Source organism: Acinetobacter sp. ANC_7634, from assembly GCF_056779875.1.
This window is the reverse complement of the sequence record NZ_JBWYIT010000002.1, coordinates 164763-185933: the sequence shown is the minus strand read 5'-3', so window position 1 is coordinate 185933 and position 21171 is coordinate 164763. Positions and strand designations below refer to the sequence as shown.

Sequence of the window (21171 nt, the reverse complement as noted above, 5' to 3'; positions counted from 1 at the left end):
AGAACATCCTTTTTCAGCCCAGCCATCCCAATCGGCTGGGTTTTTTTTATCTTTTATATGACTTTTAACGTAAATAATGAAATAAACCAAGTCGATCTAAAATATCTAAAGTGATTTCCTTCCGTTGCTGAATTTTATCACCATTTTTCATTTCTAAATTTAATGCAAAGGCAGTGATTTGACCGCTGGCTTGTTCTACAAAACCCACATACCAGCCCACCTGAGGCTCAATATCCATTCCCCAACCACTTTTGGCATATAGCTTCTTCGCACCACGTGATTCGACATACATCATGTCTCTTACATCTTGTTGTACATCTCTACGAAACGGCAATGACAACTGTGCCAATCTATAAACAAATTTAACTTGTTGATCAGGTGTAATCTCTAGAGGACCTTTTAACCAAAACTGATCTATCTCATCCCCGACTTTTGCATTTCCATACTGAATTCGAATTAATTCCTGTTGCATCAATGTTGGTCCAATACGGTGTGCTAAGGCTTGATACACAGGTACAACAGATGATTGTAAGGCCTCACCAAGCGTAAAATCACGTTGCCAACTATCAAATGAACGCTTATTTCCATCCCATTTAAACACTTCATACCGAGTTGATTTATGATGTTCTAATCCAATCAAAGCATTCACTATTTTAAAAGTGGATGCAGGGATAAAGTTTTCTTTTGCTCTTGTTCGATCAGAACCGTAAGTTTTAACGTGTTTGCCATCATAGGTGATAAATACACCTTGAATATTTTGCTGATTAAATAGGGTCTCAATATGATGCTGATTCTTTGATTCACTGCTATTCAGCATTGAATCATCTTTTAAATCGTATGCTTTTGTTCTCGGATTAATATGATCTAAGGCCTGGCAGGCAGATAGAAAAACAGACGTTAAAACAAGTGCAACAACGTAGATTCCTTTCAATTCAATGTTCCAATTTGACCAATGCATTTAATTCAATTTTGACAGATTATTTCTAATTTTTTTGTCTATTTTTAACACTTTTTTTAAAAATATTATTTACATGTGCAATATGCTGGTGCATAATGCCCCACATTAGGGCGAGATAGAAATATACCTCAGCAGAATTTCTGTATTTCCCCCAAGTTTTGGCGAAAAAACCTAGTTTTCATAGAAAACTAGGTTTTTTTTTGCTCAGTATTGATAAAGAATACACCTGATTATGCACTATAATAGTGCAAATAAATATAAGTTAAAAAAAACCCAGCCTTGGGGAAAGCTGGGTATATGAGAGAAATAACCACTATAATATTTAGTAAATCTAAAAGGCAAAACTCAATTTATTTAAATATAAAAAAAAACTTAGTTAAGGAGCATGTAATTATGTGAAAATTAACTTAAATTGCAAACATCGTAACCCTTTGAAATTCCGAATCAACCTAACACTTTAATACCAAGTAGGTGAAAAAAGTCACATTATTTATTTTCAAATGATTTAAAATTAAACGAAAATCTTAAATTTCATGTAAATTAACATTTTCTTTATACGTTTTATCCGATTCTAATAATCTTTTTTTTGTATAATTTCGATGCAATTTTTTAAGCTTAATCGACGTTGAAAATCTCCTTATCACATTGTTATTTTTGAATAAAATGTTCAAAAATTCATGTTCTTAATCTTCTTGTATCAAGACATAACACACAAAATAAATTTAGACCAGCAGACTATTACCTTAAAGATCATTGACTTAATACATTGTTACAATACAATATTTACTGCATATTCATTCGACATTTATTTGGTAACTATTATGAAAAAAATTAGTTTAGCCACTGCTTTATTAGTAGCAATGACTGGGGCACACGCATATCAAGTTGAAGTACAAGGCGCTGCTGAATACTTTGATGACTCATTGAACAATGATAACTATACTGGTTCTGTTCAAGGTACTTACTACTTCAAGAATGTAGACTCAACTAAAGGTCCTTTAGCTGAAGCGGCTTTCTTAAATCAAGCATCTAATGTATCTGTGGCTTATAACTTCGGTGAATATTCTGCTGATATTAAAGCTGCTAATCAGAAAGTTGAAGCTCAGCAACATAACTATGGTGCAAAAGCTGAAGCTTATATCCCAACTAAACTTATTCCTTTATATGCAAGCGCATCATATAGCCACTCAAAAACTGATGCTAAAAATGATTTCACTGCAAACAACCCATTAAACCACCCACAAGTTGCTAAATTAGCAGATGGTAACGGCGATCGTTATGCTTTAGAACTTGGTGCAATGTTACTTCCAAACTTCTTAGTTGCTGTAGGTTATACAAGCGTTGCTGATCAATACTCTTTTGATGTCTTTAAAGCAATCAACAACGGCAGCGTATTCTCAGCACTTGAAACAGGTACTATTGCTGAAGATCAAGATGCGATCACAGCTCGTACTAAATATGTAGGCGGCATCACTGATACAAATATGTCTGTTGGCTTTGAAGCTGGTTTAGTATACGGTGAAGACACACTTTACCAATTAAAATCTGACCTTTACTTCAATCCACAGTTAAGCGCAGGCGTTTCTTATACTGAATCAAGCTTTAATGACACTCCAAGCTCAGCTATCGGTGCTAACGTAAACTACTTCATCACTCCAGCTGTAGCTGTTGGTGCAAGTTATGTAAATGCTAACGCTGAAAATGGTTCTAGCCGTGATACTGAAACTGTTGGCTTAAATGCTAAATTCCGTTTCTAATAAATTATTAGATACAGAATCAAAAAAGGACGCATAATGCGTCCTTTTTTAATCATTCACTATTTACTCAGGGCTACGAATTACACTTAAGAAATGTAAATGTCTTTCGTATTGATCAATGACATCTTGAATTAAGTCTTCTTGTGTCCAGTCCATTACATCATAGGCCTGTCCACCCTCTCTTAAAAACACTTCCGCCTGATAATAATCCTGCTCAGTCACCATTGTATCTGGCATAAAGCTCGGTGGCGTTGTTCTTTGTGACATCACTTGATATACGAAATTCAACTCAGCATGATGATCTACCCTCAACTCTACACCTTCACCCAATCGATTTACACTAACCTTAAACTGTCTTCTCTTGAACTCTTTCTGCACTTGCTCTAATGCTTGAGATACTTGAGATTCAATAAATACATCAACCTCTTCCTTAGAATGAGGATAGTGCATAATCAATCCTAAGCGTTTTTGCCAACTCCGTGGTTGATGAATCGCTCGAGGTGTAATTCTCGCTTCTTGCAAAGCATTCATTTTAATTAAATCTACTTTTAAGGCTTTGAGTAATCCCCAACAAATAAAGAGCATAATGACGGAGAATGGCAATGCACTCATGATGGTCGCAGATTGTAAAGCACCGAGCCCACCGACCAATAATAATACAATTGCCAATACCGCCATAAGCACAGTCCAAAAGAGTCGTTGCCATGTCGGTGAACCTTCACCTTTGGCCGTCAAATAGTCTGTAACTAATGCACCTGAATCCGCTGAAGTGACAAAGAATAAAATAACCAGCGATGTTGCCACCACACTCATGATTGAAGCGAGTGGTAAGCTATTTAAAAATTCGAATAATGCAACGGAAGAATCCTTCTGTACTGCTAGCATCAGTGCTTCATTGCCTTCTTGCATAATACTGAAGAGCGCAGCATTCCCCATAAAGCCCATCCAAATGAGTGTAAATCCAGTAGGAATCAACATAACTCCAACGATAAACTCTCGAATAGTTCTTCCATGTGACACACGTGCGATAAACATCCCGACAAATGGTGACCATGAGATCCACCATGCCCAATACATAATCGTCCAACCACCAATCCAACCATTCGGTTGATAAGCATATAAATTAAATGTCATGGTAAAGAGATTAGAAACATACTGACCCATGTTCTGAATTGTGGTTTGCAAAAGATAAATGGTAGAACTCGCGAAGAATACAAAGAGCAATAAACTTATTGCCAATACCAAATTCAACTCAGACAACCGTTTAATTCCTTTTTCTAAACCTAGAAAAACGGACAATGATGCCAATGAACTGACGATAATGATCAGTATCACTTGAGTACTTGCTGATTGAGGAACATCAAATAAATAATTCAAGCCTGAATTAATTTGCGTTACACCAAAACCCAATGTTGTCGCCACACCAAATACTGTTCCAATCGTGGCAAATGTGTCTACGGCATCCCCCATTGGACCATGAATTTTTTTTCCAATGATCGGATAAAGCGCGGAACGCACTTTTAAAGGCAATTGATGTCGATAAGCAAAATAGGCCAAGGACAATCCAATCAATGCATAGATTCCCCATGCATGAAGTCCCCAGTGGAAGAAAGTCACTCGCATCGCTTGCTGCGCTGCCATAACCGTTTCTCCATCACCGACTGGCGGAGAGACATAATGCATTACAGGTTCTGCTACCCCAAAAAACATCAGGCCAATCCCCATACCTGCGGTAAAGAGCATGGCAAACCAAGAGCCATTACTGTAACTCGGTTGGCTATGATCTGGACCGAGCCTGATTTTGCCGTAGTCAGAAATTGCGATATAAGCCAGCACGATCAGAAATATGGCAACTGCTAAAACATAGAACCAACTAAAAGAATCCGTAATCCATTGGTTCAGTTGCTGAGTAACTAATTCAAAACCATTAGGAGATAACACCACAGTGGCCAAAAATACAAAAATGATGAGTACCGTGCTGATAAAAACACGTGGATTTACATTTGAATACCATGAAGGATGCTGAGAAGACATAATTCCCCTATATATTTATTTTTCGGTGAAACGCTTCAAACTGGATAAAACGCTATATGAATTGAGATCATTTATCCTCAACCTCATATAAAGCCGGGTTAGTTTCATCAAAAACAGAATAGAAAATCGACTCAATATCGAGGGTTGGAGATTATTTTTAATCTAAGTACTTATTATTCATGATTTTGCAGATGAATGCCGTTAGCAAGATGTAACGTTCTGTTTTAATCATCCTGATACTTTGGCAAATGAGCAATGTATTGCAGTGCAACTAAGCGCGAAACAATCAAAGCCAGATACATGACTCCACTAAACATTTGAATCATGGCAATCAGTCTCGCCAGCGGACTCAAGGGCATAATATCTGAAAGACCTGTTGCCGACTGAATACTAAAACTGAGAAACAACAAATCTAACCAACTATGTTGAACAGATTGTTCAGGCGTTATGCTAAAACTCAGTGGGTCATATAGCTGGCAGATGCTATATAAAAATGCGAAGCTCCATGCAATTAAAGTAAAAACAGCTGCTGCCGCAAATAATTCATCTTTGGTCAAATAGCGGTCTTCGAACATATATCGAACCAAACCATAAGCCGCTGTCGTATACGCGATAACTTCAAATACATGCGCTGTAATTTGAATATAGGCTTGATGATATCCAATAAGAATCAAGAAAGAAAAAATGAGAGCTCCTAATACCCCAAATAAACCTACAGCACTAAAAATTGGGGTCATTTTGATGACTTTAGCAATAATAAGAAGGACTAAAGCGCCGAGAATCCAAGTCATGGAGCGATAAGCCAAATCATGACTTGATATCACTGCGAGGAATAAAATCAGCAGCTGTAAAATCAGTAGACACGCGGATGGTAAACGTACGAGATCACGTATCACGCGGCATATTAAACTCATCTCAACTCCAACTATTTTTATTGTTTTGTTTGAATGAAAGCATAGCGGACAGTTGATGACTTGTATGTCATTTAAAATAGAAATTTGGTAATGAAAAAAAGCCCCTTAAAGGGGCTTTTTATCATGATCAGTATGGTTTAGTGGTCTGACGCACCAGAAATACCAATACCTGTTTGTGAACGTACAAACTGTGCATCAAATGCTTTACGTTCTGCTTGCGCTTGTGCAGAATTGTCTGTCACAGAGAACAACCAGCAGAAGAAGAATGCTAAAGGCATCGCAAATAATGCAGGACCGTTATATGGATTAATTGGTGTATCAGAAATACCAAGCGTATCTACCCAAACTGCTTTAGAAAGTACGATGAGTACAACCGCTAAAACTAATCCAACAACACCACCGGCAACGGCACCACGCGTTGTTAAACCTTTCCAGAACATTGAAAGTACAAGCACTGGGAAGTTTGCACATGCAGCAACAGAGAATGCTAAACCTACCATGAAGGCAACGTTTTGTTTCTCGAACAAGATACCCAAGATCATCGCAAAGATCGCAAGACCTAAAGTCGCGATTTTAGACATACGAAGTTCAGATTCAGGTGTAGTTTGTCCTTTTTTCAATACGTTCGCATATAAGTCATGTGAAATTGCTGAAGCACCTGACAACGTTAAACCTGCAACAACTGCTAGAATCGTGGCAAATGCAACCGCTGAAATGAAGCCCATGAACAAGTCACCGCCTAAAGCATCAGACAAGTGAACCGCAGCCATGTTATTACCACCAACAAGCTCTAGCTTGCCAGTTACTGCCATTTTCGCAATATCAAGGAATTGTGGGTTGTTCGATACATAGAGAATCGCACCGAAACCAATGATGAAAGTTAAAAGATAGAAGTAACCGATAAAGCCTGTTGCAACAACAACTGATTTACGTGCTTCTTTCGCATCTTTTACTGTGAAGAAACGCATGAGGATATGTGGTAAACCAGCTGTACCAAACATCAATGCTAAACCAAGAGAAATCGCATCAATTGGGTTTGATGCCAGACTACCTGGTCCCATGATTTTGGTTGCATCATCTAAGGTTAAATCATGTACTTTAGAGAAGACTTGAATCGATTGCTCGAACATATTGGTGAAGCTAAAGCCAACGCCTTTCATCACCATAAATGCCATGAAGGTAGCACCTGACAACAACATCACTGCCTTAATGATTTGCACCCATGTTGTCGCTAACATACCGCCAAACATAACGTATGCCATCATGAGCAGACCGACGATGACGACAGCAATGTTATAGTTCAAGCCAAACAGAAGCTTGATCAACTGACCAGCGCCGACCATTTGGGCAATCAAGTAGAATGCAACAACAACAAGAGAGCTTAACGCTGCCAGTGTGCGTACAGGTTTTTCTTGTAAACGGAATGATACAACGTCAGATAAATTGTATTTACCCAAGTTACGCAAACGCTCTGCTATCAAGAAAAGTACGATAGGCCAACCTACCATGAAACCAAGTGAATAGAGTAAGCCATCGAAACCTGACAGGAAAACCATCGCAGAAATACCAAGGAACGATGCTGCGGACATATAGTCACCAGCAATGGCTAAACCATTTTGGAAACCAGAAATTCCACCGCCTGCGGTATAGAAATCTTTGGTGTTTGTGGTTTGTTTAGCTGCCCATTTGGTAATCCCCAGCGTTGCACCGACGAAAATCAAGAACATGATAATCGCAGGCCAATTTGTTGCTTGTTGTTCTGCTGCACCTAAATCAGGACCTGCAAATGCCAATCCAGATAACATTGCAGTCCCTGCAAATGTGAGTAAAGAATTCCATTTCATCTTAGTGTAGTCCCTTCTCGTGAGTGATGGCTTCAACTTCGCGCATAGCTTCTTCGTTTAATTGATCGAGCTTATTGTTGGCAATGTACGAATACACACCACATAACAAGAAAGACAGCACGATGATGCCTAATCCTAGAGGGATACCCCAAGTGGTTACACCACCTGAAAGCGATGACAATAAAAACTCTTTGTTATAGCCAACTAAAAGCATAAAACCAACGTAGACAAACAGCATAATGCCTGTCAATGTCCAGCTCAGTGTGCTTTTCTTTTTGACCATTTCTTTGAATTTGGGATTCTGTAGAATTTGCTCTACTTGTCTCTCATCCATAAACAAGACTCCATATGAGACCCAACCGTAGGTCATTTTTTTTATTTAAATTATTCCGATTTTTAAATTAGCAAGATTTTGCATTGGTTGTAATTTAGACTTTGGTCGCTAAATTTTGATCAATTTGAACGTGACAGTTCATGGATGCGTTATCATTACACGAGATTCTCAAGTGTAAGTCCTATGAACAGTTGGTTGATTATTGGGGTACTCGCCCTCTACATCCTCATCCTTTTTATTTGCGCCTTTTTTGGTGAAAAACATGCCAGTCGGCTCAGCCCACGTGGACGCATGTTATTGTTTAGTTTGACCTTAGGCGTGTACTGTTCGTCTTGGACATTCTACGGCGCAACGGGTGCTGCTGTTCGTGAAGGGATCATTTTCCTTCCAATCTACTTAGGCCCACTTCTGTTTGTCTGGTTTGGTTATGATATTTGGCGTCGCTTAGGTCGAGTACGTCAGCACCATGCTATTTCCTCAATTGCTGACTTTGTGGCAGCACGTTATGGCAAAAGCGGACCTCTCGCCTCACTCGTCACCATTTTAGCCGTGATCGCCATCATTCCTTATCTTGCCTTACAACTGAGAGCCATTGCACTCAGTGCATCCGTGATGTTGCAACAAGATTCAGAAGTGATGAATCTGACCACCAATGGTGTACTTGCACTTACAGGGGTTCTAGCAATTTTGGCTATGATGTTTGGTACACGTCAGATTGCCAACACCGAACAGCATGGCGGTTTAATGCTGGCAGTCGCTTTTGAATCCTTTGTTAAATTATTTGCACTCCTCTGTGTCGCTTTTTTCTTTTTATTTGAACGCCCCGAAAACCTCATTCAAGTTTCCGCAGACGTATCCAAAACCTTCCATGAAATTCAACTGATGGGCGTGCCAGATACCTTTTGGATTCAAACACTTTTAGCAGCATTAGCGATTATATGTTTGCCACGCCAGTTTCATGTTGCTGTAGTTGAATTACGTGATGAAAAACATATTCGTGGTGCGCGCAGATGGTTTGCCGCTTACATCATTTTAACCGTTGTCGCGATTATTCCGATTGCAAGTTGGGCACTTCATGCTGCACCAGAATACATGGCAGTCCCTGATGTTGCCGTGCTGTCACTGCCTTTGAGCTATAACCAAGAATGGCTGACGCTCTTAGCATTCCTTGGAGGATTTTCGGCTTCAACTGGTATGCTTTTAGTCTCTTCAGTCGCACTCTCAATCATGCTCAGTAACGACTTGATTATGCCTGCGCTATGGCGCTTGGGTTGGATTTCTCGTCATGACAAGCGTTTACCTCGAATGCTGAAATTCACACGTCGCGTATGTATTTTGGCGGTCATGCTACTTGGATTCTTGTTCTTCCATTTCTTTAATGACATTGATCAGCTGTCAGTATTTGGTCTTTTGGCATTTAGTGCTGTTGCACAGTTTGCACCTGCACTTATTGGGGGGTTGTACTGGCGTGGTGGAAGTAAGCAAGGGGTCTATGCAGGTCTCATCGTTGGTTTTGTGATGTGGAGTTACACACTGCTCTTACCAACAATTTTAAGAAGTTTACCAGATGAATATTATCAATTTACTTATTCGTTTCTGATGTTTGGCCCTCTGGGATTTGACTTATTAAAGCCTGAAGCATTACTTGGTTTTGAATCATTTGCGCCATTAACACATGGTGTAATTTGGTCACTTGGCTTAAATATCGTGCTCTACATCTGGATCTCACGAATTTATCGTCCAAGTATTGCTGAGCAAATACAGGCAGAAAGTTTCTTCTATTACGAAACTAAACCCCTACAAACGCAACAAACCTCAAATGAAGTTAATTATTTACATCATGATGTCGCACGATTAAAAGTGGGTGACCTGATCACGCTTGCCAAACGGATTACGGGTGAAGGTCCGACCATGCATGCGTTTAATCAATTCTGCTTATCCAATAATGTGATATTAAACGAAAACAGCAGTGCCAATGGGATGTGGTGGCGTTTCACTGAACAATATCTTGCTGGCACAATTGGAGCTGCATCGGCACGTACCCTACTCACTACAGCCATGGTTAACAATGGATTAGCACTTGGACAGGTCGCTAATATTCTAGACCAAGCATCACAATGGCAACGCTTTAACCAAAATCTAATTATGACCATGATCGACCACATGACCCAAGGGGTAAGTGTTGTCGATGAAAACATGTGTTTAGTCGCATGGAATAATCAATATCTCGTTTTATTCGATTATCCAAAAGATTTGGTATATGTGGGCTGCCCGATTGCAGACTTGATCCGATACAACGCAGAGCGCGGTGAATGTGGACCTGGTTCCGTTGAAGAGCACGTACGTAAACGTATTCATTGGATGAAAGTAGGTAGCGCTCATGAGTTTGAACGTATTCGTAAAGATGGTCGTGTTATCCAAATGCGAGGAAATCCAATCGAAGGCGGTGGCTTCGTGACGACATTTGCTGATATTACGGCATTCCGAGAAACTGAAGCACTACTTGAAGGACGCGTTCAAGATCGCACTCAACAACTTGCCAATGCCTTGGCAGAACAACAATTGGCACGTGAACAAGCTGACAAAGCCAATATGTCAAAAAGTCGATTCATTGCTGCAGCAAGTCATGATTTACTTCAACCTATGCACGCTGCACGGTTATTCAGTACGGCATTAGAACAAAGCATTCAAAATGAAGAAGATGCTAAAACGCTACAGCAACTCGATCGTGCCTTACATGGTGCAGAGAGTATGCTTTCTGCATTATTAGACATTGCACGTTTAGAAGGTGGAACAATACAACCTAAACGACAAGCCTATCCATTACATGACCTATTGAGTGACTTAGAACTACAATTTAAATCAATTGCAGCACAACGAGCGATCTCCTTCCGAGTGCATGACGTGAAGTTCTGGATTGATACAGATCCTCAATGGATTCGCCGTATTATTCAAAACTTTGTCAGTAATGCCCTAAGATACACAGCAAAAGGTCGTGTAATTGTTGGGGTGTTACGTTCAGCAGAAAGAGCAAACCATATTCGTATTGGTGTTTGGGATACTGGTCCAGGGATTGCTGAACAACAACGTATTAAACTCTTCCAAGAGTTTGAACGTTGTGGACATACCTCGCCATGGGGTGAACAAGGTTTAGGTCTTGGACTCGCCATCGTTCAGAGAATGACCAGCATGTTGGGTTATCCTGTGCATGTGTATTCCGAGTTGGGTAAGGGTTCATGTTTTATGATTGAAGTCCCACTCATCGATGCACCAAAGGTTGTGACCGCACCAATTCAAGCCACACCATTAAAATCTGCAGCGTATAAAATTTTATGTTTAGACAATGATGAAACTATTTTAGAAGGCATGGCAACTTTGCTTACTAAATGGGGTTATCAAGTGTTTAAAGCCACAGAACCTGAACAAGCGCTTGAGATTATTCAACAAGAGAACATTCAAGTTTGGTTGGTCGATCAACACCTGAATTCAAATAAAATAGGATTAGATTTTATTGTAGACCATCGTCAAGAAAATGTACCTGTGGCATTGATTACAGCTGATTCAGATCCTGAGCTTCCTCAACGACTCAAAGAGCTGAATATTGTCCTACTGAAAAAACCTCTCAAACCTGCCTCACTACGTTCATGGTTATCAGGTTTAAAAATTTCAGAATAAGATTTGAATAGTTATATTTTGATACATTCATCACCCAGTTTTTCCAAGAAGAGCTGGGTGATTTTGATACATATTCACACCATACTTTACAATGATTGGCAGACCTTAGCTTTAGAGGTGGCAAAAGAGAACAAAATAAAGCTAAAGAGAGTGTTGGCAATTGACCAAAAAAATCAAAGTCCGATTTTCTATGGCAAAACACATCAAAAGTTGAAAGATCATTTAAAACAAATAGTTACAAGTTTACTAACATCATGTTTTTAGATGACAAATTTACTCATCAAATAAAAATTAATACTTTAGTCTTATTCTTATTGCAATCAACATAATTCTAAATCTAGCCATCAGCACATCTTCTTTCGATTAAAGAAATCAAAGTGCCTCAAATTTTCTCGAGAATAAAAGTATCAAATGGAGTCTTGCAATGAATATTTCAGAAGCTATGCCACATGGTTTAGATCGTAATCACGAATTTCATCGCCAATATGGTGCCAATGCAATTTTGCCTGAAATCAAGTGGCAAGAAATTTTTCCATCTACATCCTTAAAAAATGTACATGTACGTGCCTTAGAACAGATTTACCAAACTGCAGTACCTTTGGCTTTACAGGTTTTTGAACAATTAAAATTTGATGTATTTACACCAGCAGCTTATCACCCTCAAGGCTTAGGTTTATTTGATAAATTGGCACAACAAGAAAATCAACTTATTCAACGTTTAGCATCAGAATGCCGAGATTTAGATGAACATACGCGTCATCAAGTGTGGAGTATGTTGTTGCGTGGTGGTGCCGTTTTGGTCTTTAAAGCTTGGCTTGGTAAAGTGAAAACTGGTGAAAATACGCTGGATACCACGCAGTTTGATGAAATTTCAGATTTACTCTTCATCAAAACACCGCCGCTTGCACTCGCAGAACAACTGGGCATCGATGCATATGCAGATTTCGATCATATTTTTCTCATGTATGGCAATGAGGTATTTTTAGATCGTTTTAATGGACTTGAAACGGCTGCACTCTTTGTTGATCTGAAAGTTTATGATGCCGCTTTTTTAAGTCTTAGAGATGATCGCGTTGCAGAATATTTAAAACGCAAGGGCTATGTAACACAAGATCAAATTGATGAACTTCAATGTGCACTCAATCCTCTATATTGTAATGAGTTGACACCTAAACAGGACTGTTTAGCCTAAAGTAGATACGCATCGAAAAAAAGACCTTTGATTAGGTCTTTTTTTCAAATCTAAGAATCAATTAAACACGTTTTTCTTCGATGTTTAATGCATTAATCGCTAATACAGCCTGAGTACGATTTTGAACGCCTAATTTACGGAAAATCGCGGTCACATGCGCTTTAATCGTTGCTTCAGAAACATCAAGTTCGTATGCGATCTGTTTATTCAACAAACCTTCCGCAACCATCATTAACACTCGGAATTGTTGTGGTGTTAGAGATTGAATACGTTCTGCTAAAGCTGTTTCATCTGCAGCACGTGGATCAAAGTTTAAATTCGCAGGCAGGTTTGGTGGTAACCACATATCCCCTTCTAATACCTGACGAATCGCTTCACCAATGTGACTTGGATGCGCTGATTTTGGAATATAGCCCATTGCACCATGTGCAATCGAGCGTTGAATAATTGAAACTTCTTCATGCGCCGATACGACAATAATTGGTAACGATGGATACTGTGCACGCACATGCACCAACGCTGAGAAGCCTGATGCACCTGGAAGATTCAAATCTAAAAGCACTAAATCTGGTTCAGGACCTTTTTCTAAACGTTCATAAAATTCATTAACAGCAGCTGTTTCATGGATTTGGGCTTGCGGTAAGCTGTAACGAACTGCTTGAATTAAAGCATGACGAAACAGTGGATGATCATCAACGATTAAAATATTCATAAGCGAGGCGAGAGATCTCAAACACAATCAATATACTAACTGTGCTATAGCTGTTAAGGATATATAAATATTAACGAATTTTTGCAGAAAATGTCGGGCTAAATCTTACAAACGCGATTTTTTTATGTAATTTTGAAAATTCGATAAGCACATCACTTTTAAATATAAAATTTATTCAAATATTGAAATAGCTTATTCATAATCATAAATATACGTTTATTCAGTTATTTATCACTTATTTATATCTCAAAAAGATTAAATTATCGCTATATACGCAAAAATGATATTTATTCTTATTTTGCTTATTTTACAGAATAAGCATAAATCCACATAAATAGTGCATCCGAGATTAATTTTAAATTTTTAGGTTTGTACTATGTCTACTGCTCAACAAAAACCATTAAATATCGTTGCTGTCTCTGGCGGTCTAAATAATCCTTCAAAAACTGAAGCGCTTGTTCAAGCGATTTTGGATGAGTTAGGTGAAGCAACACCTATTAATGTGCATTTTATTAAATTTAGCGAAATCGGTCATTTATTAGGTGGTGCCATTTATCGCAATCAGCTGCCGCAACGTGTTCAAGATGATCTTGCTGCTGTTGAAGCCGCGGATGCATTGATTGTGGGAACGCCCGTATATCGCGCATCTTTCACAGGTTTATTTAAACATTTCTTTGACTTTGTAGAACAAACTGCGCTGGTTGATGTGCCTGTATTACTAGCTGCATCAGGGGGCAGTGATCGCCATGCCTTAGTACTTGAGCATCAATTGCGTCCTTTATTTAGCTTCTTCCAAGCACAGACTTTGCCAATTGGCGTTTATGCAACTGATCGTGATTTTACGCCTGAATACACCATTCACAGTGAACTATTACGTGCGCGCATTACCTTAGCCATTGCTCGTGCTTTACCAATTTTAGAGTGGGCACCAGCCAAAGGTAAACGTGCTGAAGTCGTTAAAGATAAAACCCAACAAGCCAATCAGAACTTGGGCATTAACAAACAAATCGAACAAGAAGAAGTATTGCCTTCAGCAGCAGTACCAAGTTTAGATGCAGCAGAGTCACGCTTGCATCACAAGAATAATGCTGCCCCAAAAATTGAAGTGGCATAAATATAATTGAATCAATGAGGGTATAAGCCATGTCTAATGCAGAAAAACAAGCGATTAAATTTGCCTATTGGGTTCCAAATGTCAGTGGTGGTCTTGTCGTCAGTAATGTTGAACAACGAACAGACTGGAGCTACGACTACAATGTTCGACTCGCGCAAGCTGCTGAAAAAAGTGGATTTGAATATGCTTTGACACAGATTCGATTCACGGCAGGATACGGTGCGGAGAATCAGCATGAATCTGTAAGCTTTAGTCATGGCTTATTGGCAAAAACTGAAAAGTTACGTGTAATCGCAGCAATTTTACCAGGCCCTTGGAAACCCGCGCTGGCGGCTAAACAGCTCGCGACAATTGATCATTTAACCAATGGTCGTATCGCTATTAATGTTGTGAGCGGATGGTTCCGTGGTGAATTTGATGCCATCGGTGAAGAATGGCCTGAACACGATCAACGATATGCACGTTCAGAGGAGTTTATTCGTAGCTTAAAAGGCATTTGGACGCAGGATAACTTTAGTTTTGATGGAAAATATTATCAATTTAAAGACTACACCTTGAAGCCAAAACCTGTTCAAAGCCCACATATTGAAATTTTCCAAGGGGGTAGCTCGCGTGCCGCACGTGATATGGCATCTCGTGTTTCTGATTGGTATTTCACCAATGGAAACACGCCTGCTGAAATTAAAAAGCAGATTGATGACATCCGTGAAAAAGCCAAGCTGAATCAACATCAAGTCAAAATTGGGGTGAATGCCTTTATCATTGCTCGCGATACTGAAGAGGAAGCAAAAGCTGTACTTCAAGAAATCATTGACAATGCAAATGTAGAAGCAGTCAATGCCTTTGGTGATGCAACTCGTGAAGCTGGTGCCGCAACTCAAGAAGGTGAAGGTAACTGGGCAAAATCAACATTTGAAGATCTTGTCCAATACAACGACGGGTTCAGAACAAATCTCATCGGTACACCGCAACAAATTGCTGAACGTATCGTTGAATTAAAATCAGTTGGTGTGGATCTGATCTTATCTGGCTTCTTACATTTTATAGAGGAAGTTGAATATTTTGGTGAAAAAGTACTGCCTTTAGTTCGAAAACTCGAAGCTGAACAGCAACAACACATTACCGCTAAATCAGCTTAATTGGTCTTCGATTAATTAACAACGATCTGAATGAAATCAGCGCTTTGTTCAGTCTTGTTTTGACCCTGATAACTATAATAATAGCGTCATGCAGTAGCAACTTAACCCCCAAGGCTCGGCTTGGGGGCTTTTTATTGGATAGTTCATATAATCTGATCAGCAACAGTACATCGAAAATTGAATAAATCGTACATTGTTCCGCTGTTGCACGGTTATAATCACCTCAAAAATGAAGACAGCACAGCCTTATGGGTTCAATTCAATCAATAGAACATTCAAACAATTCCTCTGGTGCTTCAGCGAATAAAATGGCGGTTCATATTATTTTCGCTATTGCATTAGCGCATGGATTACATGATCTGATCCAGTCTTGCTTACCAGCCATTTATCCCATGCTGAAACTCAATTTTGACTTGAGCTTTACCCAAATCGGGATTATTTCTTTGGTCTATCAAATGACTGCATCTATTCTGCAACCTTGGGTTGGACTCTACACTGATAAGCATCCTAAGCCCTACCTCCTCCCTTTGGGTATGTGCGTTACACTGCTAGGTATCGTTTTGCTGGCATTTGCATGGACTTTTCCAATCTTACTGATTTCAGCAGCACTCATCGGTGTGGGCTCATCTGCCTTTCACCCAGAAGCCTCACGAGTAGCGAGAACAGCATCAGGTGGTCGCTTCGGAACTGCTCAATCCGCTTTTCAAGTGGGTGGTAATAGCGGCTCTGCCGTTGGGCCACTGTTGGCCGCAGCAATCATTGTACCGAACGGCCAAGCCTCAGTTGCTTGGCTCATGATATTTGCCATTTTCGCTATTTATCTGCTTTACAGAATCAGTCGATGGACCATTCAATATGGTGTTCAAGCTGCTTCAGCAGTAAAAGCCAAGCAATCAACACCGTTGAAAGGTTCTAAACTTGTACAGGGAATTGTGATTATCTGTGCGTTAATGTTTGCAAAATTCACGTACATTGCAAGTATTGGAAATTACTATACCTTCTATTTGATCGAAAAGTTTCAGGTCAGTATTCAACAAGCTCAGCTTTATTTATTTGCTTTTTTAGCCGCAGTAGCAATCGGTACTTTTGCTGGCGGCCCTATCGGTGACAAAATAGGTCGTAAAGCTGTCATTTGGATTTCCTTTATTGGCATGGCACCCTTTGCATTACTCATGCCACATGTGAATTTGATGTGGACGTGTATCTTTGCGATTCTTGCTGGATTGATTATGTCTTCCGCATTTTCAGCAATGGTTGTATATGCACAAGAAGCGATGCCAGGTCGTGTCGGCATGGTCTCTGGTTTGATGTTTGGTTTGATGTTTGGGATCAGCGGTATCGCGGCAGCAGCTTTGGGCTATGTAGCAGATCATCAAGGTATTCGTTGGGTCTTTCACTTTAGCTCATACTTACCACTACTGGGTGTATTGACCTTCTTTTTACCTAGAACCAATTGATCTGCGTAAGATGATCATCTCTACGATATCAGGTAGGATTAAAAGCAATTAAGATTTATTTTTAGGCAAAGGTTTATTATGTATACAGGTATCGTGCAAGGGTTAGAAAAAGTATTAGATATACAGCATAAAGAGGGATATCGGACTTTTGTTATTTCTAATGCGCTCAATCTTTTTCATGATGTATTTATCGGCGCCAGTGTTGCGATTAATGGTGTTTGCTTAACCGCTACACAAATTGATTTGATCGCTGGTCAAGTGCATTTTGATGTTTCAAATCTAACACTTGAATTAACCACTTTAGGTCAACTCAACGTCGGTGATGAGGTCAACATTGAACGCTCCGCTAAAGTAGGTGCTGAGAATGGTGGGCATAATTTATATGGTCATATTGAAGGCACTGCAACCGTAAAGCATTTAACCAAAAATGGTGAAACGTTTCATATCGACCTTGAAATTCCAAATGGCAATATCAAATATTTCTTCTTAAAGGGCTTTATCGGTTTAAATGGCTGCAGTTTGACAGTCAATCGGGTTGATCGTGCAAACAATCAAATCTCAATCGATCTTATTCCAGAAACTTTACGCCTAACCACATGGAAATATGTTCAAGTCGGCGATCAAGTCAATTACGAAATTGATCAGATGACACGTACGCTTGTCGATACTTTAGAAAATATTCATCAAAAATAAATAAAAGCCTCTACGATAGAGGCTTTTTTCATAATCAATTGGATCTAAGAGTAGAAACTTGGATCTGGAATTTTTCCAGTTAATGCCCACTCTCCGACTTCCTGATATTTATAATCAATTGGATCATGCAGGGTTTGGGTTCGTACATTACGCCAGAATCGATCTAAATTCAGTTTTGCAGTAGTCGCGCGTGCACCCATCACTTGAAAAATATTTTGTGTCACATAAAGTGAAGTATGAGTCGCTGCGATTTTGGCGGTGGCGATTGCAATTGAGGCTTCACCACGTTGCTCCGCAGTTAATGTTTCCCCTTCATCCCACGCCTTTTGTAATGTATTGATCGCTTTTTCCGCGAGCAAGCGCACACCTTCAAGTTGCACATAAAATTCGGCGAAATGCTTTTGGGTAAACGGATCATTCACCGCTTGTTCAACCAGTGATTTCGACCAAGCTTTTTGTGTTTGAACTGTCTCTTTCGCAACATTGAACGCTCCCTCAGCAACACCTAAAAATAAATGCACGAAAATCAATTGAGCAATTAGCGGTCTCAAACTTGAATAAGGTGTACTTAAAGGACCGGGATTGAGGAGTAATTCATCCTTGCGAATTTTGACCTGTTCAAAATGACTGGTACCACTATCCGTTTGACGTTGCCCCATATTATTCCAATCTCCAAGAAAGCTCACGCCCTCTCGTGCTGTTGGAATCACGCCAATCAGTAACTTTCCATCTTCATTAAATCCTGAACAGAGCAAGATATCTGAATCAATTGATCCAGAACAAAAACTTTTATCACCATGGAAGATAAATTCTTCGTCAGAAACTTGTTTCGCGGTTGTTCTACGATCTAATGGATTTAACGTATTTCCCCAAAATAAGTTGTGTTTGGCAGTTTGTCTAAACCAATCTCCATATTGAGCTGGCTGTGCGAAAAGTTGTACCGTCGCAATAAGCAAATGATGAAAGCCATATACATGCGCAAGTGAACTATCAACTTGAGCAATGGTTTGAATAGTTTTAAAAATCGTGCTCCAAGTTGCACCTTGCCCACCAAATTCTTTTGGAATAGATAAAGACAACAAACCACTTTGTCGAATTAGATCTCGCTGAGCCTTTGGATTTCCACCTTGTTTGTCGCGTTCTGCTGCGGTCTTCGCAAACTCAGATGCAAGTATTTGCGCAGTCTCAAGTGGCGTTTCAGGGTTAAAATTTAGGGGAGAATTCATTGTTATGTTCCGTATCGCATCTGCTGATAAGCTTAGCAGATCAACATGATTTGACTTATCACAATGCCTGCTTTTCTTATCACTGAACTAAAAATACCGCTAGTTGAACTAACGGTATTTAAAACATGACTTCGTCTGTTTAATCGGGATTACTGCTGTGATTTCACTTCAGCAATTAATTGATCCACGACCTGTGGATCTGCCAAAGTTGAGGTATCCCCCAAACTATCTAGCTCATTAGCAGCAATTTTTCTCAAAATTCGGCGCATAATCTTGCCTGAACGTGTTTTTGGCAATGCTGGCGCCCAATAAATTGCATCTGGTGTAGCCACAGGTCCTAAAACTTTTCTTACCCAACCTACTAGCTCTTTCCTGAGTTCTGCTGACTCTGGCGTATCTGCCTGTAAAGTTACATAGGCTGCAATCCCTTGACCTTTGATGTCATGTGGCATACCCACAACGGCTGCTTCTGCAACATGTTCATGTGCAACCAATGCACTTTCAATCTCTGCAGTCCCCAAGCGGTGTCCCGAAACGTTCAGAACATCATCCACTCGCCCCGTAATCCAGTAATAACCATCTTTATCACGGCGTGCACCATCTCCCGTGAAATAATTCCCTGGATAAGTTGAGAAATATGCCTCGATAAAACGATCTGGATCACCCCAAATGGTACGCATTTGTCCTGGCCAAGAATCTTTGATCACCAAATTACCTTCAGCCTCTCCTTCTAGCTCTTTACCATCAGCATCAACCAAAGCAGGTTGTACACCAAAGAATGGGCGTGTTGCAGAACCAGGTTTAAGTGCAGTTGCGCCCGGTAAAGGCGAAATCATGAAGCCACCTGTTTCAGTTTGCCACCATGTATCTACAATTGGACAACGACTTTCACCAACTACGGTGTAGTACCAGTTCCAAGCTTCAGGATTAATTGGCTCTCCGACGGAGCCCAACAAGCGTAAACTACTACGGTCACTTTCACGGATAAATGCATCACCTTCACGCATCATCGCTCGGATCGCCGTTGGTGCCGTATATAAAATTGTGACGTTGTGCTTATCTACAATATGTCCTGTGCGTGCCCAAGTTGGATATTGTGGAACACCCTCAAACATCAATGTTGTCGTCCCATTTGAAAGCGGACCATACAACACATAAGAGTGACCAGTAATCCAACCGACGTCAGCGGTACACCAGAAAATATCGTCTTGTTTTAAATCAAATACTTCCCTAAAGGTAAAGTTCGCGTAAGTCAGATAACCGCCTGTAGTATGTAGCACACCTTTAGGTTTACCCGTTGAGCCTGAAGTATATAAAATAAACAGCGGATCCTCTGAATTCATTGGTTCAGGTGGACAGATATCTGTGACTGTCATGATTTCCATGTGATACCACAGGTCACGACCTTCATGCATTGTGATTGGGTTACCAGTACGATGCACCACAATGACATTTTGTACAGAACTCGTCCCTTCAAGCTCCATCGCTGCATCAACGTTTTCTTTCAGTGGAATTGGCTTACCACCCCGCATGCCCGAGTCTGCTGTAATGATGACTTTTGCTTGGCTATCATCAATACGACTTGCTAAAGAATCTGGTGAAAAACCTCCAAACACCACGCAATGTACTGCGCCAATACGCGTACATGCCAACATCGCAATGGCTGCTTCAGGGACCATTGGCATATACAGAACAACACGGTCGCCTTTGGTCACGCCATGCTTCTTGAGAACATTGGCAAAACGACAAACTTCATCGTGTAATTCTTCAAATGAAATAATTTTATGGCGTGATGGATGATCACCTTCCCAAATAATCGCAGGTTTATGTGGGTGTTCTTTTAAATGTCGATCGAGACAGTTTTCACTGACATTTAATTGGCCATCTGCAAACCATTCAACTTTGTAATTCTCTTTATCAAAGTTGGTATTTTTGACTTGTGTAAAAGGCTTAATCCAGTCTAGTTTCTTGGCTGCTTCGGTCCAAAATGCTTCGGGGTTTTCAATAGATGCTTTATACCGCTCGAAATATTGCTCTTCATTGGTTCGTGCAGTTTTTTTAAAAACTTCGGGTACTGGATATATTTCATTCATAATTCGCATCCTTGATTTATGTTTCTCAT

15 protein-coding genes are annotated in these 21171 nt (G+C 39.9%); 7 read left to right on the top strand and 8 right to left on the bottom strand.

Annotated elements, in window-relative coordinates:
- Positions 1 to 64: 64 nt before the first annotated feature.
- Positions 65 to 958: a class D beta-lactamase gene (blaOXA, locus tag AC1M9A_RS04670; RefSeq protein ID WP_481609745.1), complete on the bottom strand. Its 894-nt coding sequence runs from the start codon at positions 956 to 958 to the stop codon at positions 65 to 67.
- 821 nt (positions 959 to 1779) lie between these two features.
- Between blaOXA and omp33-36 the strand changes: the two genes are divergently transcribed.
- Positions 1780 to 2715: a porin Omp33-36 gene (gene omp33-36 / locus AC1M9A_RS04665; protein WP_180028475.1), complete on the top strand. Its 936-nt coding sequence runs from the start codon at positions 1780 to 1782 to the stop codon at positions 2713 to 2715.
- A 63-nt stretch (positions 2716 to 2778) separates the two neighbouring features.
- Here omp33-36 and AC1M9A_RS04660 read toward each other — a convergent pair whose 3' ends face one another.
- From AC1M9A_RS04660 to AC1M9A_RS04645, 4 genes are all read right to left on the bottom strand, one after another.
- Complete coding sequence (locus tag AC1M9A_RS04660) at positions 2779 to 4749, bottom strand: BCCT family transporter (protein WP_481608656.1); 1971 nt, start codon at positions 4747 to 4749, stop codon at positions 2779 to 2781.
- A gap of 224 nt (positions 4750 to 4973) precedes the next feature.
- On the bottom strand, positions 4974 to 5663 hold the full coding sequence (locus tag AC1M9A_RS04655; RefSeq protein ID WP_481609744.1) for an ion channel: 690 nt from the start codon (positions 5661 to 5663) through the stop codon (positions 4974 to 4976).
- A gap of 137 nt (positions 5664 to 5800) precedes the next feature.
- Positions 5801 to 7507 (bottom strand): cation acetate symporter, encoded by a 1707-nt coding sequence (locus tag AC1M9A_RS04650; protein ID WP_180028478.1) that lies wholly within the window; start codon positions 7505 to 7507, stop codon positions 5801 to 5803.
- Position 7508: 1 nt separating this feature from the next.
- On the bottom strand, positions 7509 to 7841 hold the full coding sequence (locus tag AC1M9A_RS04645; RefSeq protein WP_035265779.1) for a DUF485 domain-containing protein: 333 nt from the start codon (positions 7839 to 7841) through the stop codon (positions 7509 to 7511).
- 183 nt (positions 7842 to 8024) lie between these two features.
- Between AC1M9A_RS04645 and AC1M9A_RS04640 the strand changes: the two genes are divergently transcribed.
- The gene (locus tag AC1M9A_RS04640; protein ID WP_481609743.1) at positions 8025 to 11516 is read left to right on the top strand and encodes a hybrid sensor histidine kinase/response regulator; all 3492 of its coding nucleotides are present in this window, start codon (positions 8025 to 8027) and stop codon (positions 11514 to 11516) included.
- A gap of 424 nt (positions 11517 to 11940) precedes the next feature.
- The gene (locus AC1M9A_RS04635) at positions 11941 to 12708 is read left to right on the top strand and encodes a hypothetical protein (protein ID WP_035265786.1); all 768 of its coding nucleotides are present in this window, start codon (positions 11941 to 11943) and stop codon (positions 12706 to 12708) included.
- A gap of 61 nt (positions 12709 to 12769) precedes the next feature.
- Here the strand turns inward: AC1M9A_RS04635 and AC1M9A_RS04630 are convergent, their stop codons facing one another.
- On the bottom strand, positions 12770 to 13420 hold the full coding sequence (locus tag AC1M9A_RS04630) for a response regulator (RefSeq protein ID WP_035265788.1): 651 nt from the start codon (positions 13418 to 13420) through the stop codon (positions 12770 to 12772).
- A 376-nt stretch (positions 13421 to 13796) separates the two neighbouring features.
- Here AC1M9A_RS04630 and msuE point away from each other — a divergent pair, with 376 nt between their 5' ends.
- From msuE to AC1M9A_RS04610, 4 genes are all read left to right on the top strand, one after another.
- Positions 13797 to 14534, top strand: coding sequence for an FMN reductase (gene msuE / locus AC1M9A_RS04625; protein WP_035265789.1), 738 nt, complete (start codon positions 13797 to 13799; stop codon positions 14532 to 14534).
- Between the two features lie 29 nt (positions 14535 to 14563).
- On the top strand, positions 14564 to 15673 hold the full coding sequence (gene sfnG, locus AC1M9A_RS04620; protein WP_481609742.1) for a dimethylsulfone monooxygenase SfnG: 1110 nt from the start codon (positions 14564 to 14566) through the stop codon (positions 15671 to 15673).
- A gap of 308 nt (positions 15674 to 15981) precedes the next feature.
- Positions 15982 to 17130 (top strand): MFS transporter, encoded by a 1149-nt coding sequence (locus tag AC1M9A_RS04615; protein ID WP_306669939.1) that lies wholly within the window; start codon positions 15982 to 15984, stop codon positions 17128 to 17130.
- Between the two features lie 78 nt (positions 17131 to 17208).
- Entirely contained in the window at positions 17209 to 17823 is a 615-nt protein-coding gene (locus tag AC1M9A_RS04610) for a riboflavin synthase subunit alpha (protein ID WP_092766502.1), read from the top strand.
- A gap of 44 nt (positions 17824 to 17867) precedes the next feature.
- Here the strand turns inward: AC1M9A_RS04610 and AC1M9A_RS04605 are convergent, their stop codons facing one another.
- Together AC1M9A_RS04605 and acs are read right to left on the bottom strand one after the other, a co-directional pair.
- Positions 17868 to 19049: an acyl-CoA dehydrogenase family protein gene (locus tag AC1M9A_RS04605; protein ID WP_481607216.1), complete on the bottom strand. Its 1182-nt coding sequence runs from the start codon at positions 19047 to 19049 to the stop codon at positions 17868 to 17870.
- A gap of 149 nt (positions 19050 to 19198) precedes the next feature.
- On the bottom strand, positions 19199 to 21142 hold the full coding sequence (gene acs, locus AC1M9A_RS04600; RefSeq protein ID WP_035265794.1) for an acetate--CoA ligase: 1944 nt from the start codon (positions 21140 to 21142) through the stop codon (positions 19199 to 19201).
- Positions 21143 to 21171: the final 29 nt, after the last annotated feature.

Bases quoted from the DNA above. Each gene is read 5' to 3' on its own strand.
- acs (WP_035265794.1), bottom strand. From the start codon at position 21,142: ATGAATGAAATATATCCAGTACCCGAAGTTTTTAAAAAAACTGCACGA.
- blaOXA (WP_481609745.1), bottom strand. From the start codon at position 958: ATGCATTGGTCAAATTGGAACATTGAATTGAAAGGAATCTACGTTGTT.
- sfnG (WP_481609742.1), top strand. From the start codon at position 14,564: ATGTCTAATGCAGAAAAACAAGCGATTAAATTTGCCTATTGGGTTCCA.
- AC1M9A_RS04615 (WP_306669939.1), top strand. From the start codon at position 15,982: ATGGCGGTTCATATTATTTTCGCTATTGCATTAGCGCATGGATTACAT.
- AC1M9A_RS04655 (WP_481609744.1), bottom strand. From the start codon at position 5,663: ATGAGTTTAATATGCCGCGTGATACGTGATCTCGTACGTTTACCATCC.
- AC1M9A_RS04610 (WP_092766502.1), top strand. From the start codon at position 17,209: ATGTATACAGGTATCGTGCAAGGGTTAGAAAAAGTATTAGATATACAG.
- omp33-36 (WP_180028475.1), top strand. From the start codon at position 1,780: ATGAAAAAAATTAGTTTAGCCACTGCTTTATTAGTAGCAATGACTGGG.
- AC1M9A_RS04660 (WP_481608656.1), bottom strand. From the start codon at position 4,749: ATGTCTTCTCAGCATCCTTCATGGTATTCAAATGTAAATCCACGTGTT.
- AC1M9A_RS04640 (WP_481609743.1), top strand. From the start codon at position 8,025: ATGAACAGTTGGTTGATTATTGGGGTACTCGCCCTCTACATCCTCATC.
- AC1M9A_RS04630 (WP_035265788.1), bottom strand. From the start codon at position 13,420: ATGAATATTTTAATCGTTGATGATCATCCACTGTTTCGTCATGCTTTA.
- AC1M9A_RS04635 (WP_035265786.1), top strand. From the start codon at position 11,941: ATGAATATTTCAGAAGCTATGCCACATGGTTTAGATCGTAATCACGAA.
- msuE (WP_035265789.1), top strand. From the start codon at position 13,797: ATGTCTACTGCTCAACAAAAACCATTAAATATCGTTGCTGTCTCTGGC.
- AC1M9A_RS04605 (WP_481607216.1), bottom strand. From the start codon at position 19,049: ATGAATTCTCCCCTAAATTTTAACCCTGAAACGCCACTTGAGACTGCG.
- AC1M9A_RS04645 (WP_035265779.1), bottom strand. From the start codon at position 7,841: ATGGATGAGAGACAAGTAGAGCAAATTCTACAGAATCCCAAATTCAAA.
- AC1M9A_RS04650 (WP_180028478.1), bottom strand. From the start codon at position 7,507: ATGAAATGGAATTCTTTACTCACATTTGCAGGGACTGCAATGTTATCT.